Source organism: Nitrospirillum amazonense (assembly GCF_007828045.1).
Classification (GTDB): domain Bacteria; phylum Pseudomonadota; class Alphaproteobacteria; order Azospirillales; family Azospirillaceae; genus Nitrospirillum; species Nitrospirillum amazonense_C.
The window spans coordinates 86,860-100,474 of record NZ_VITN01000019.1; the positions used below are offsets into that span (position 1 = coordinate 86,860).

11 protein-coding genes are annotated in these 13,615 nt (G+C 67.9%); 6 read left to right on the forward strand and 5 right to left on the reverse strand.

The window, feature by feature from the left end; translation table 11 throughout:
* Positions 1–65: 65 nt before the first annotated feature.
* The 4 genes from FBZ89_RS23635 to tyrS all read right to left on the reverse strand — a co-directional run bounded on the left by FBZ89_RS23635 (position 66) and on the right by tyrS (position 6,460).
* On the reverse strand, positions 66–2,261 hold the full coding sequence (locus FBZ89_RS23635) for a TonB-dependent receptor (protein ID WP_186457532.1): 2,196 nt from the start codon (positions 2,259–2,261) through the stop codon (positions 66–68).
* 439 nt (positions 2,262–2,700) lie between these two features.
* Positions 2,701–4,167, reverse strand: coding sequence for a S10 family peptidase (locus FBZ89_RS23640; RefSeq protein WP_246172497.1), 1,467 nt, complete (start codon positions 4,165–4,167; stop codon positions 2,701–2,703).
* Between the two features lie 122 nt (positions 4,168–4,289).
* On the reverse strand, positions 4,290–5,105 hold the full coding sequence (locus FBZ89_RS23645; protein WP_145752730.1) for a hypothetical protein: 816 nt from the start codon (positions 5,103–5,105) through the stop codon (positions 4,290–4,292).
* Between the two features lie 95 nt (positions 5,106–5,200).
* Complete coding sequence (tyrS, locus tag FBZ89_RS23650) at positions 5,201–6,460, reverse strand: tyrosine--tRNA ligase (RefSeq protein ID WP_145752732.1); 1,260 nt, start codon at positions 6,458–6,460, stop codon at positions 5,201–5,203.
* 379 nt (positions 6,461–6,839) lie between these two features.
* Here tyrS and FBZ89_RS23655 point away from each other — a divergent pair, with 379 nt between their 5' ends.
* From FBZ89_RS23655 to FBZ89_RS23675, 6 genes are all read left to right on the forward strand, one after another.
* The gene (locus FBZ89_RS23655; RefSeq protein ID WP_145752733.1) at positions 6,840–7,802 is read left to right on the forward strand and encodes a sulfonate ABC transporter substrate-binding protein; all 963 of its coding nucleotides are present in this window, start codon (positions 6,840–6,842) and stop codon (positions 7,800–7,802) included.
* Positions 7,799–9,028, forward strand: coding sequence for an FMNH2-dependent alkanesulfonate monooxygenase (ssuD, locus tag FBZ89_RS23660; protein ID WP_145752735.1), 1,230 nt, complete (start codon positions 7,799–7,801; stop codon positions 9,026–9,028). The genes FBZ89_RS23655 and ssuD overlap by 4 nt, the downstream gene beginning before the upstream one ends.
* Positions 9,025–9,813, forward strand: coding sequence for an aliphatic sulfonate ABC transporter permease SsuC (ssuC, locus tag FBZ89_RS23665; RefSeq protein ID WP_145752736.1), 789 nt, complete (start codon positions 9,025–9,027; stop codon positions 9,811–9,813). The genes ssuD and ssuC overlap by 4 nt, the downstream gene beginning before the upstream one ends.
* Entirely contained in the window at positions 9,810–10,583 is a 774-nt protein-coding gene (locus FBZ89_RS23670; RefSeq protein ID WP_246172500.1) for an ATP-binding cassette domain-containing protein, read from the forward strand. Before ssuC ends, FBZ89_RS23670 begins: the two co-directional genes overlap by 4 nt.
* A gap of 18 nt (positions 10,584–10,601) precedes the next feature.
* Positions 10,602–10,727 carry a twin-arginine translocation signal domain-containing protein gene (locus tag FBZ89_RS31965; protein WP_281292043.1) on the forward strand — a complete coding sequence of 42 codons (126 nt, stop codon included), beginning with the start codon at positions 10,602–10,604 and terminating at the stop codon, positions 10,725–10,727.
* Positions 10,728–10,972: 245 nt separating this feature from the next.
* Positions 10,973–12,469 carry an FAD/NAD(P)-binding protein gene (locus FBZ89_RS23675; protein WP_145752738.1) on the forward strand — a complete coding sequence of 499 codons (1,497 nt, stop codon included), beginning with the start codon at positions 10,973–10,975 and terminating at the stop codon, positions 12,467–12,469.
* Between the two features lie 9 nt (positions 12,470–12,478).
* On the opposite strand, the gene FBZ89_RS23680 is transcribed toward FBZ89_RS23675, so the two are convergent.
* Entirely contained in the window at positions 12,479–13,561 is a 1,083-nt protein-coding gene (locus tag FBZ89_RS23680) for a branched-chain amino acid aminotransferase (protein WP_145752739.1), read from the reverse strand.
* Positions 13,562–13,615: the final 54 nt, after the last annotated feature.

The window sequence follows — 13,615 nt, forward strand, 5'->3', positions numbered from 1 at the left end:
ACAGGGGGCCGACCCGGTGCTGCCGGACCGGCCCCGTCACTCACGCGTCCCTCAAGGCTTGCCCATCAGAAGTCTTTGCTGATGGTCATGCCGAAGGTACGCGGCTGGATGATGGCCGCCGAGTAGATGCCCGTGCGGGTGATGGTATCCAGCGGGCCGCCTGAGACGAAGGCGATCTCGTTGCCCAGGTTCTTGGCGTAGACGGACAGGTTCCAGTCGTCGTGGGTGACGCCGGCGCGCAGGTCCACGGTGGTGTAGGACGGCATGAAGAAACGCTGGCCCGTGGACTTGGTCGGGAACACGCTGTAGCGGTCGCCGATGTAGGACACGGTGGCGCCGACGAAACCGTTGAAGCCGTCCATGATGCGGAACTTCTGGTCGGCCGACAGGCTGCCGCTGAACTTGGCGGAGTACGGCAGGCGCTGGCCCTTCAGGCCGTACAGGCCCGAGGTCTTGATGTCCTCGGTCAGCGTCGCGTCGGTGTAGCCCAGGTTGGCCACCACGCTCAGCCCTTCCGAGGGCGTCAGGGTCAGCGTCAGCTCACCACCGCGCGACCGGGCCGTACCGCCGTTCTGCACGTAGGAGAAGCCGGTGGGCGACGCCGCCTGCAGCTGGATGTCATCCCACTCGATGTCGAACAGGGCGGCGTCCACCGTCAGCAGGCGGTCAACCACGACACCCTTGAAGCCCACCTCGTAGTTGGTGGTGGTGTCGGAGTTGTAGGCGGCGGGCTCACCCGGGGCGGCGTTGGGGCCGCCGGGACGGAAGCCCGTGGACACGCGGCCATAGACCATCATGTCCTTGTTGATGTGGTACTGCGGTCCCAGCGAGTAGGTGAAAACGCTGGTGCCGGAATGGATGTCGGTGATTTCGTTGTCACCCTGCAGCACGCCGCCGACATCCTGATAGCTTTCCTGGAACTGCCGGCTGAAGCGGCCGCCGAAGGTGAAGTCCAGCTTGTCGTCGAAGTGGTAGGTGGCGGAACCGAAGCCGGCGTACTCGCGGTAATGCGAGGGCCCGAAGACGGTGTAGAGATCGGGGAAGCCGACGTTCTCGCCGTTGGCCTTGTTGGCGACGTAGACGTTCTGACGGTTCAGGTTGTCTTCGTTGGTGGCGAAGCCGCCGACCATCCAGTCGATCATGCCGCCCGGCTGGGATTCCAGGCGGATTTCCTGGCTGAGCTTGTTCGTCTGGTAATAGTTGTAGATGCCAGTGCCCAGGGCCGGCAGGGCCGGAGCGGGAAAGAAGAAGCCCAGGTAGCGGCCGAAGGTGCCGGTCGTGTCCTGCGGGCCGTTGAACACGGTGTGGCTGTAGGAGGTGACGGCCACCAGGTTGGCGAAGCCCAGGTCGGCCTTCAGGTTGCCGTTGTAGATGCCCATGTCGAGATAGCCGGTGTTCAGGCCGGCGATGGGCGCCTGGGTGTAGTCGCCATAGGTGGGCACGCGATCCACCGAGACGTACTCGTTGGCCGAGCCGCCGGCCGTCATGTGCTGGTAGGTGGCGGAAGCCTGGTAGCTGACGCTGGGCGTGATCTGCCACAGCAGGCTGGCGCGGCCGCCTTCCGTGCGGTTGACGTTGATTTCCGTCTGGCCGCTGTTGGCGTTGGTCATGTAGCCCGGATCCATGCGGGCGAAGGCGCTGACCCGCAGGCCCAGCTTGTCCTCGACGATGGGCACGTTGATGTAGGCGCGGCCGCCGCCGCCCTCGCCGCCATGGGCGACGCTGGAACCGGACACGGCCACCTGGCCGAAGGTCTCGGTCAGGCTGGGCGCCGCCGTCACGTAGCGGATCAGGCCGCCCATGGAGCTGGCGCCGTACAGTGAGCCCTGGGGCCCGCGCAGCACTTCGATCTGCTGCAGGCTGGACGGGTCGATTTCCGGCACCACCGCGTCACCCAGGCCGCCGCTGGTGGCGGAGCCGATGGGAACGTCGTCGATGGTCAGGCCCACGGTGGGGTTGTTGCCGGCGCCGGTGGTGATGCCGCGGATGGCGATGGTGGTGCGGCCGTTGCCGCTGGACGTGACGTTCAGGCCCGGCACCTGGGTGTAGAAGTCGCGCAGCTGGGTGTTGTTGGCCTGCAGCAGCGACTGGCTGGTGACGACGGCGACGGAGGCCGGCACGTCCATCAGGCGCTCGGTCTTCTTCTGCGCCGTGACGACGATCTCTTGCAGCTCATCCAGGCTGTCATCAGCCGCCGCGCCATCGGCGAAGCTCGGCAGCGACCAGAAAGAGAAAGTTGTAAGAATAGTCGTGGCGAGCAACGCCCGGATTCCATTCTTGCCCTGCATATTACTACCCCCTGTTCTTATGAGCGCCCCCTGCCGCCACCAATCCTTGTGGGATTTTGTTATCCGGCGAGGTCGAAAAAGATAATTTATGATACCGCCGCCCCCAGGCTTTTCTTTCCAAATTGCGTATGCCGAAACGAGTGGGGAGAAAATTTTATTCCCCAGGGGTGCGCTGCGGAAATTTTCTGCCGGGACGGTCTGGCCAAACAGTCACCGGACACCGGTGCGGGGCCGTCAGGCGGAACCGAACACCCGCCGATTGGCAAAAGACGGCATTGCCAATGCGGACCGCGACTAGATCAAGGAATAGATTTTCCCCGAATGCCGTGCTGAACCCTGGCCTGCCACCATCGCCAAAAACGAACGCCCGCAGGGGGGACCTGCGGGCGTCGGTTTCAACGGACTGTCGGTATCAGGGCGCGGGATGGACGAAGGCGCGGACGTCGGCGCCGAACTTGCGGGCGGCGCCCTCATCCGTGTAGGCCATGTGCCCGCCCTCATAGAAGGTCAGGCGCACGCGGCCGTCGGGCCAGCCGCCCTGGCGGGCCAGCAGCTCCGCCGCCCCCACCGTGGTCTGGGTGTCGTAATAGCCGTTGCCGATCAACAGCTGCATCTTCGGATTGGCCTTCATGGCTTTCAGCAGGCGGTCGCTGTAGGCCCAGTTGGCGAAGGGCGAGGCGAAGCTCCACCCCCAATCATCCAGGCCGCCCACCTCCGCCGCCTCCACATAAGGCTCCGTCCGGTCAACCTTCAGATCGTCGTGGATGTACGCCTTGAACAGGCGGGAAAAGGGCGGCATCACGGCCGCGGCGAAGGGATCGGGGCCGATACCCTTGTCGGTGATGGGGACGGCATAGCGCGCGTCGGCGCGGCCCAGCAGCAGACCCTGGTCCTTTAGCAGTTCACCCCGGTACTGCTCCTTGCTGATGCGCAGGGCATGGTCGCGGTAATAGGCGGCGGGGATGCCGGTCAGTTCCTGTAGCCGCTGGGCCACGCGGTCGCGGTCGGCGGACGGCAGTTCGCTCCCCTGGTACAGCGCCGGCATGTAGTCGCTCTGGGCGTAGCGCCGCGCCTCGTCCACGAAAGCTTCCAGCGACAGGCCGTGGCGGTCCACCCGCTGGTGGTACCAGGCGATGGCCGCCAGGGTGGGCAGCGACACCACGTAGCTCATGATGTTCTGCGGCCGCTGAACGTATTCGATGATGTTGACCGCCTGGCCCATCAGCAGCACGCCCGCCAACGGGATGGGCTTGGGCAGCTCGGCCAGTTGGCCCGCCACCTCGGCCGCACGCATGGTGCCGTAGCTTTCACCCAGCAGGTAGACGGGGGAACCCTCGCGGTGATGCTGCGCCAACCAAGCCTGGATGAAGGCCGTGACCTCCTGCCCGTCCGCCTTCACCGAGAAATAGCTCTTGGGATCGACGCCGTCGGCCACGCGGCTGAAACCGGTGGAGGCCGGGTCGACGAACACCAGGTCGGTGGCATCCAGCGGCGAATAGGGGTTGTCCACCAACGTGAAGGTGGCGGGATCGGCCTTCAAATCGTCCGGCACGGCCACGCGCTTCGGCCCCATGACGCCCAGGTGCAGCCAGAGGGAGGCGGTGATGGGCCCGCCGTTGAAAACGAAGGTCACCGGCCGCTTGGCCGCGTCCTTGGTGTCGGCGGTGTAGGCGAAGCTGACCAAGTGCGCGCCCGGCTTGCCGGCGGCGTCATTCACGCCCGTCCCCTCCACCGTCGCGGTGTAGGCCAGCTTGTGGCCGTTCAGCGTGGTGGTGTGATGGGTCACGGCCGGCGCGTCCGCGAATGCCGGCATGGATGTGGCCAGCATCAGCGCGGCCATCAGGCCCCCCACTTTACGTCCGGCGGCTTTCCCGGTCATCGTCGTCCCCCTGTCGCAGGCGCCCTGTTCTCAGGGGAAATAATACCGGCCGGCGGCGGAATGTTTTTGCGTTATCCCGCCCGCCAGGCGGGTGCCGGCAAGTTTTATGCGGGGATTGGCCGTCAGGGGGTGGCCTTCGCCGTGGCATGGCGTGCCTGGTAGGCTTGCAGGGCTTCCTGGTACGCCGGGGATTGCCGCAGGGCCGGCAGGGTGCGGAGCTTCTTTTTCTGCTTCAGCACGAAGGTTTCAGCCGTCAGGCTGGCATGTTCCCCGCAGAACTTGGCGCAGGCACCGGTGGGGTCGCTGAAGCCCACCTCATCCCCGCTGAGGGTCATGGTCAGCATGCACCGCTGCGCGGGCGCCGGATCCTGGAAGACGAAGCTGCCGATTTTCTTGTATTCCGCGATGCCGGTGATGGCGCAGTTCTGCCCGTTATGGAAGGACAGGCGCATGTCCAGATAGGCGGCGCCGTCGGCCACCGGGGTGACCTGCAGCACATCCTCCGCCCCATGGGCGCCGTCGCCGGTCCTGACCGGGTGCCGGTAGATGCCGGCGATGCGGGCCAGCAGGGCCTTGGCGTCCGCCTTGCTGCCGTCGGGCGCATAGGCCATGGCCCGCTTGGCCGATTCCGCCTGCACGGCCTTGATCTTCACCCTGTACTCCCGGTCCAGGCAGGCGCGGGCGTCCAGCGTGGCGTCACAACGCTGGAACATGGCCTCATCCACCGTCCAGGTGCGGCCCAGGCGGACATAGGGCACATCCTGGACGCTGTCGATCAGTTGGCGCAGGCCGGGATCGGTGCACAAGGCCTGGACGGAGGCGGAGGTGGGCGCCTGGCAGTCCGCCGGCGTGAGACCGGGCACGGGCACCTCCACGGCCACCGCCCCGCCGCTTCCCAACACCGCCGCCAAAATGGTGATGACCGCCCGCTTGCCCATGACGCCCCCAACGCCCCGTGCTACCCTGGGTGAACTGTGCCGAAGGGGAACGGTGGGCGCAAGGGATCGCCTTGGCACCCACCGTTTTGCGCTTCTCAAGCCCCGCGCACCAGGACGTGGCGCTTGCGCCCCGCCGACAGGCGCACAGGCGCGGCCCCCACCGTGACGCGGGCGTCCACATCGCTCACCGCCGCCCCGTCGACCCGCACGCCGCCGCCGGTGATCAGGCGCCGCGCCTCCCCTTTCGAGGTCGCCAGCCCACCGCGCATCAGCAGGTCCACGACCAGGGCACCGTTCCACCCCTCCTCCGCCGTCAGCGCCGCCTCCGGCAAGCCGTCGGCGATGGTGCCGGCGAAGGCCTGGCGGGCGGTCCCGTTGGCGGTGCGCGCCGCTTCGGCCCCGTGGGCCAGGGCGGTGGCGGCGTCGGCTAGCACCTCCTTCGCCTGGTTGATCTCCGCGCCCGGCAACGCTTCCAGTTCCGCGATGCGCTCCAGCGGCAGGTCAGTGAACAGGCGCAAGAAGCGGCCGACATCCGCATCCTCCGTGTTGCGCCAGAACTGCCAGTAGTCGTAGGGCGGCAGCCGGTCGGCGTTCAGCCAGACGGCACCGCCGGCGGTCTTGCCCATCTTGGTGCCCGAGGCGGTGGTCAGCAGCGGGGTGGTCAGGCCGAAGACCTCCCGCCCCTCAAGCCGGCGCACCAGGTCGATGCCGTTGACGATGTTGCCCCACTGGTCCGACCCGCCCATCTGCGCCAGGCAGCCGGCGCGCCGGTGCAGTTCCAGGAAGTCGAAGGCCTGCAGGATAATGTAGTTGAATTCCAGGAAGCTCATCGGGTCCTGCCGCTCCAGCCGCGCCTTCACGCTGTCGAAGGACAGCATGCGGTTGACGGAGAAATGGCGGCCGATGTCGCGTAGCAGGTCGATGTAGCCCAGGCGGTCCAGCCAATCGGCGTTGTTGACCATGACGGCATCGATGGGCCCGTTGCCGAAGGTCAGGAAGCGTTCGAACACCCGCCGTATGCCCTGGATGTTGGCGGCGATCTGGTCGTCGCTCAGCAGCGGGCGTTCGGTGGCGCGAAAGCTGGGATCGCCCACGCGGGTGGTGCCGCCGCCCATCAGCACGATGGGCTTGTGCCCCGCCCGCTGCAGGCGGCGCAGCGTCATGATGGGCAGCAGGTGACCAACGTGCAGGCTGTCGGCCGTGGCGTCGAAGCCGATGTAGACCGGCACCACGCCGGCCACGAAGGCCGCGTCCAGCCCCTCGAGGTTGGTGCCCTGGTGGATATAGCCGCGCGCGTCCAGCACCCGCAGTGCGGTGGAGCGGAAGTCTTGGCGGGGAAGATCAGAGGCATCCATTGTCGGTTTCCTTGTGGGACCACCACCAAGGAGACCGCTTCTGCTGAAAACGACTGCCGCCTTGGCGGCGGCATCGTTTCAACATGGTCGAACAACGCCGCTCCTATGAGGAGGGCGCGTAATACGTGCAGCAGAGGGGCAACGTCGTGACCATGGGTGCCATCCTTCCCCGCCCCATCCCACCTGTCAACAGGATGTCGATAATCCATTTGCCGACCTAAATTTCACATTTAATTATAGTTATTAAATCATATTGACACCATGTTTAACGCCAATTTAGCATCTTGGCGAAATGTGAATTCACACTTCTAGATCGATAAATAGCAAATCAATGGTGTGAATTTCCGATAGCCAGCCGGACGGCCGACGGGAGATTGTGATGGGTAAAGCCTTTTCCGCCTTTTGCCGGTTGGCCCTGGCCGCCGCCCTGACACTGGGCATCGGCACCGCCAGCGCCGCGGAAAAGCCGGTGCGCATCGGCTATCAGAAGTACGGCACGCTGCTGCTGCTGAAGGAAAGCGGCAAACTGGACGCGCAGTTGAAAGCCCAAGGCATCGCTGTGGAATGGCGGGAATTCCCCGGCGGACCACAATTGCTGGAGGCGCTGAATGTCGGCGCGCTGGACTTCGGCATCACCGGTGAGGCGCCGCCCATCTTCGCCCAGGCGGCGGGCGCCCCCCTGGTCTATGTCGGCGTGGAACCCCCGGCGCCCAAGGGAGAGGCCATCTTGGTGCCCAAGGACAGCCCGCTCAAGAGCGTGGCCGACCTGAAGGGCAAGAAGGTGGCACTGAACAAGGGCTCCAACGTCCATTACCTGCTGGTGAAGGCGCTGGAGGATGCGGGCCTGGCGTACAGCGACATCCAGCCCACCTACCTGGCGCCGGCCGACGCCCGCGCGGCGTTCGAGCAGGGCAGCGTCGACGCGTGGGTCATCTGGGACCCCTACTATGCCGCCGCGCAGGCCGCCACCCAGGCGCGCGTGCTGGTGGACGGCGTGCGCGCCGACGGCGGCCCCCTGGTGGCCAACCACCAGTTCTACCTGGCCGAACGCGGCTTCAGCGAGACCCGGCCCCAGGTGGTGCAGACTATCTTGGGGGCGCTGAAGGACATCGACGCCGCCTCGCGCGGCGATCAGAAGGCCGTGGCCCAGCGCCTGAGCCCGCAGGTGGGCATTCCAGCACCGGTGCTGGAGACGGCGCTGGCCCGCATGGGCTACGGCGTGCAGCCCATCACGCCCGACGTGATCGCCGCCCAACAGAAGATCGCCGACACCTTCCATCAGCTGGGGCTGATCCCCAAGCCCATCCGCGTCTCCGACGCCATTCCGGGATCGAAGTCATGAGCAATAACGCCCTTCTCCCCGCCGAACCGGTGACGGAAGCCACCGTAACCGAGGCGAACGTCTTCTGGTTCATCCCCACCCACGGCGACGGCCGCTACCTGGGCACCACCCACGGCGCGCGCGCCGTCAGCTTCGACTACCTGAAGCAGATCGCGCAGGCGGCCGACAGCCTGGGCTATTACGGCGTGCTGCTGCCCACCGGGCGCAGCTGCGAGGACAGCTGGGTCATCGCCTCGGCCCTGGCCCCGCTGACGGAGCGGCTGCGCTATCTGGTGGCGGTACGGCCCGGCTTGCAGTCGCCCGCGGTGTCGGCCCGCATGGCGGCGACCCTGGACCGGGTGTCCAACGGCCGGCTGCTGATCAACGTCGTCACCGGCGGCGACCCGGTGGAGAACGCCGGCGACGGCATCTTCCTGTCGCATACCGAGCGCTATGAGGTGACGCGGGAATTCCTGTCGGTCTGGACCCGCCTGATCGCCGGCGAGACGGTGCATTATGAAGGCAAGCACATCCGCATCGAGGATGGGCGGCTGTTCTTCCCCTCCCTGCAACGGCCCTACCCGCCCCTCTATTTCGGCGGGTCGTCCACCGCCGGCATCGACGTGGCGGCGGAGACGGTGGACAAGTACCTGACCTGGGGCGAACCGCCGGCGCAGGTGGCGGAGAAGGTGGCCGCCGTCCGTGCCGCCGCCGCCGCGAAGGGCCGCACGGTGACCTTCGGCATCCGCCTGCATGTCATCGTGCGCGAAACCAACGAAGCCGCCTGGCGTGCCGCCGATGAGCTGATCCAGCACGTCGACGACGCCACCATCGCGCAGGCGCAGAAGACCTTCGCCCGCATGGACAGCGTGGGTCAGGCCCGCATGCAGGCGCTTCACGGCGGCCGGCGCGATAAGCTGGAGGTCAGCCCCAACCTGTGGGCCGGCGTGGGCCTGGTGCGCGGCGGCGCCGGCACCGCCTTGGTAGGCGATCCGGAAACGGTGGCGCAGCGCATGAAGGAATACATGGCCGTCGGCATCGACAGCTTCATCCTGTCGGGCTATCCGCACCTGGAGGAAGCCTACCGCTTCGCCGAGCTGGTCTTCCCCCTGCTGCCGCTGGCGCCGGGCAACGGCCGGGACAAGGGCGAGGCCACCAACCACGGCCCCTTTGGCGAGCGTATCGCCAACACCCTGCCCCCGGCGCCCAAGGAGACCGTCGCCCTACGCGAGGCGTCCGCATCATGACTAGGGCCACCGCACTGCGCCGGGGGCTGGTTCCCTGGCTGCTGCCCATCGCCCTGCTGGCGGTGTGGCAGGTGGCGGCCAAGGCGGGATGGCTGTCGGCCCGGGTGCTGCCGGCGCCCAGCGACATCGCTGTCGCCTTCTGGACGACATTGCGCGACGGCAGCCTGCCCCACCATGTCGGCATCAGCGCGGAACGCGCCGTGCTGGGCCTGATCATCGGCGGCGGCCTGGGTTTCGCCCTGGGCCTGATCAACGGCGCCCTGCCCATCGCCGAGGACATCCTGGACAGCAGTTTGCAGATGCTGCGCAACGTGCCGCACCTGGCCATCATCCCCATGGTCATCCTGTGGTTCGGCATCGGGGAGGAGGCCAAGGTCTTCCTGGTGGCCGTGGGTGTCCTGTTCCCCATGTACCTGAACACCTTCCACGGCATCCGCTCGGTTGACCGGGGCCTGGTGGAGATGGGGCGGGTCTACGGCCTTGGTCCCGTGGCCCTTTATCTGCGCGTCATCCTGCCGGGCGCCCTGCCCGCCATCCTGGTGGGCCTGCGCTATGCCCTGGGCATCATGTGGCTGACCCTGATCGTGGCGGAGACCATCTCCGCCTCCTCCGGCATCGGCTACATGACCATGAACGCGCGGGAGTTCCTGCAGACCGACATGGTGCTGCTGGGCATCATCGTCTATGCCCTGCTGGGCAAGCTGGCCGACATCGCGTCGCGCTGGCTGGAGCGTAGGGCGCTGGACTGGAACCCGTCCTTCCACACCGGGCTGGAGGCGGCATGATGGTCCCCCTGCGCGCGGCAGCACCCTCACCCGAGGTTCAGGACCAGGCTACCGTTGCCGGCAAGGGCTTGGAACTGGCCTTCGAGGGCGTCACCAAGGCCTTCGGCGACGTGGGCGTGCTGAAGGGCCTGGACCTGGTCATCCCAGCGGGGCAGTTCGTCGCCGTCGTCGGCCGCTCGGGTGGTGGCAAGACCACGCTGATGCGCCTCATCGCCGGGCTGGACGGCCCAACTGGTGGCGCCATCCGCATCGACGGCACGGCCCGCCGGGGCCTGCAGCCGGACGTGCGCCTGCTGTTCCAGGACGCCCGGCTGCTGCCCTGGCAGCGGGTGCTGAGCAATGTCGGCATCGCCCGTGACCCTGGCTGGAAGGCGCGCGCCCAGGCGCTACTGGCCGAGGTGGGCCTGGCGGAACGGGCGGGCGACTGGCCTTACGTCCTGTCCGGCGGGCAGAAGCAGCGCGTGGCCCTGGCCCGCGCCCTGGTGACCGAGCCGGGCATCCTGCTGCTGGACGAACCCTTCGGCGCTCTGGACGCCCTGACCCGGGCGGACATGCACCGCCTGCTGACCCGGGTTTGGCGCCAGCACGGCTTCACCGCCATCCTCATCACCCATGACGTGGCGGAGGCCGTGGCCCTGGCCGACCGCGTACTGGTGCTGCGCGACGGCCGCGTGGCCGAGGACATCACCGTCGACATCCCCCGCAGCGCCCGCGCCACCGGCGCCCCCCGCCTGGCGGAACTGGAACGCCGCATCCTCAGTGCCGTCTAAAAGAAGGAAAGCGCCCGAATGACGACCAAATCCACCCCCTCGCGCCGCACCCTGCTGGCCGGCGGCCTGGCCGTGGCGGCCGCTCCGCTGCTGCGCCCGCGCCGCGCCTTGCAGGGCCTGCGCGCCATTCCGTCGCTGGCCTAGGTGGCGCTGTTCCTGCTGTGGCTGGACATCTTCGAGATGTCCAAGGTCGCGCTGGACGACATCCAGGCGAGGGCCATGTCCCGCCCCCGCGACCGGGACGCCCACACCTTTTGAAGTTCATAAAAGGCAACTACGTGCCGCCTTGAACCAATCGCTGGCCCCTGACACTCTGGCACCCGACAGCCTGACCGCCGCCGCCCTATGACCGGCACCGCTGCAACCGGTATCACTTGATCGGGTTCCACATGTCCCTGGGTGATGCGCCCCACCAAAGAACCGCCCCCCGCGTCGTCATCCTGGGCGGCGGGTTCAGCGGGGCCGTGGCCGCCCTGCACCTGGCCCGCAATACACCCGTGCCGGTGGACATCGATATCGTGGAACCGCGCCCGCTGCTGGGGGGCGGTGTGGCCTATTCCACCCCCGACCCGCAGCACCGCATCAACGTGCCGGCCGCGCGCATGAGCGCCTTTTCCGCCGACATGGGGCATTTCGACCGCTGGCTGCGCCGCTCCGGCGTCTTGGCCACCGACCCGCAGGCCCTGGTCAAGGGCGGGCACATCTTCTCCAGCCGGCTGGAGTTCGGGCGCTATCTCGACGGGCTGGTGCGGGAACAGGCGGCGTCGGACGGGCCCGCCCACATCCGTCATGTGCAGCAGCGGGCGACATCCATCACCCCCATCCCGCGCGATGCGCCGCCGGGCCAATCCTTCGGCTATGCCGTGGCGCTGGAAAACGGCGGCCGCCTGGTGGCCGACGTGGTGATCATCGCCACCAGCCATCCGCCGCCGTCCCCGCCCCGGAACCTGGTGGAAGCGCTGGGCGGCGATCCGCGCCTGATCGCCAACCCCTGGGCGCCCGGCGCGCTGGACGGACTGGACGCGAATGCCCGGATGCTGGTGGTGGGCTCAGGCCTGACCATGGCAGACATCCTGGCCACGCTGGAGGCCGGGGGACACAAGGGCCCCATCACCGTCTTCTCCCGTCGCGGGCTGACGCCCCGGGGGCATGCCTTGGACGCGAGCGATTTGGTGGGCGACTTCGCCACCCGGCCCGAGGTGACGGCCCTGGCCCTGTTGCGCCGCATCCGCGCCACGGTGAAAGCGGCGGAGGTCGAGGGTAGGCCGTGGCAGGTGGTGCTGGACGCCGTGCGCCGCGACGCCCGCGCCATCTGGCAGGCCCTGCCCCTGGAGCAGAAGCGCAAACTGCTGCGTCACCTGCGCCCCTTCTGGGACGCGCACCGCTACCGCATCGCCCCGCAGCCCGAGGCGACGATCCATGAGTTAGGGGCGCGGGGACAGCTGGAAATTCTGGCGGCCAGCCTGGCCGACATCCGGGCCGACGCCGATGGCGTTCATGCCACCCTGCGCCCCCGCCGGGGCGGCCCCGCCCTGGCCCGCACGGTGGACGCGGTGGTGGTTGCCACCGGACCGGCGCACGACCATCTGATCGACGCCGTTCCCGCCCTGGCGCCCCTGGTGTCGGCCGGACGGCTTCATCCCGACGCGCTGGGCCTGGGCATCGCCGTGGACGAGCAGAGCCGCGTCATCGACGTGCGCGGCGTGCCGGATGAGACGCTATGGGTGGCCGGCCCCCTGGCCCGCGCTACCTTTGGCGAGCTGATGGGCCTGCCCCAGGTGCTGACCCATGCTGAGGATGTGGCGCGGGCCGTGGCCAAGCGCCTGCCGGGCCAAACGGCCCCGGAAATGCCGAAGGCAGGCACCCGCAGTCGAATGCCCGCTTGATCAAACGGTTTAAATCACGCGGCGGATCCAGCCCTCGACCAGCGGCGCCAGGCTGCCGCGCTGCATGCCGACCAGGCGCTCGCGCAGGTCGGACGTGGTCGCCCCACCCTCGCCATTGCCGATGACGAAATCGCCCTGGGCCGTGCGCACGGTGCCGATGGGCGCCAGCACGGCGGCGGTGCCGCAGGCGAAGGCCTCGCGCACCCGGCCGGTGGCGGCATCCTCCTTCCACTGCGCCAGGGTATAGGGCTCCTCCACCACCGTGTGGCCCAGGCTGCGCGCCAGCTGGATGATGCTGTCGCGGGTGATGCCGGGCAGGATGGTGCCGCTGAGCGGCGGGGTCAGCAGACTGCCGTCGTCCCGGACGAAGAAGACGTTCATGCCGCCCAACTCCTCGATCCAGCGATGCTCCGCCGCGTCCAGGAACACCACTTGGTCGCAGCCGTGCTTGCTGGCCTCCAGCTGGGCGATCAGGCTGGCGGCGTAGTTGCCACCGCACTTGGCCGCACCGGTGCCGCCGGGGGCGGCGCGCGTGTAGTTGTCCGGCGCCCAGATGGTGATGGCCTTGGCCCCGCCCTTGAAGTAGGCGCCCACCGGGCAGGCGATCACGCAGAAGACGTACTCCGACGCCGGCCGCACGCCCAGGAAAGCCTCGTTGGCGAACATGAAGGGCCGGATGTACAGGCTGCCGCCCTCCCCGCCGGGGATCCAGGCCTGGTCGATGCGCACCAGCTGCTCCACCGCCTCCAGGAACAGTTCTTCCGAAATCAGCGGCATGGCCATGCGCTCCGCTGAGTCCCGGAAGCGCTTGGCATTGGCGTCGGGCCGGAACAGCGTCACCCCGCCGTCCGCCGCGCGATAGGCCTTCATGCCCTCGAAGATTTCCTGGGCGTAGTGCAGCACGGCCGCCGCCGGATCCAGCGCGAACGGCACCCGCGCCGTGACCTTGGCGTCGTGCCAGCCCTGGCCTTCCGTCCAGCGGATCGTCACCATGTGATCGGTGAATACCTTGCCGAAGCCGGGGTTTTCCAGGATGCGGGCCAGGGTGGCGGCGTCGGTCGGATTGGCGGTGCGGTCTATCGTGAACGTCATGATCTCAAGCCTTCGTGTCCCCATGCCGGTAGCTTAATCGATCGGCCGGCCGCA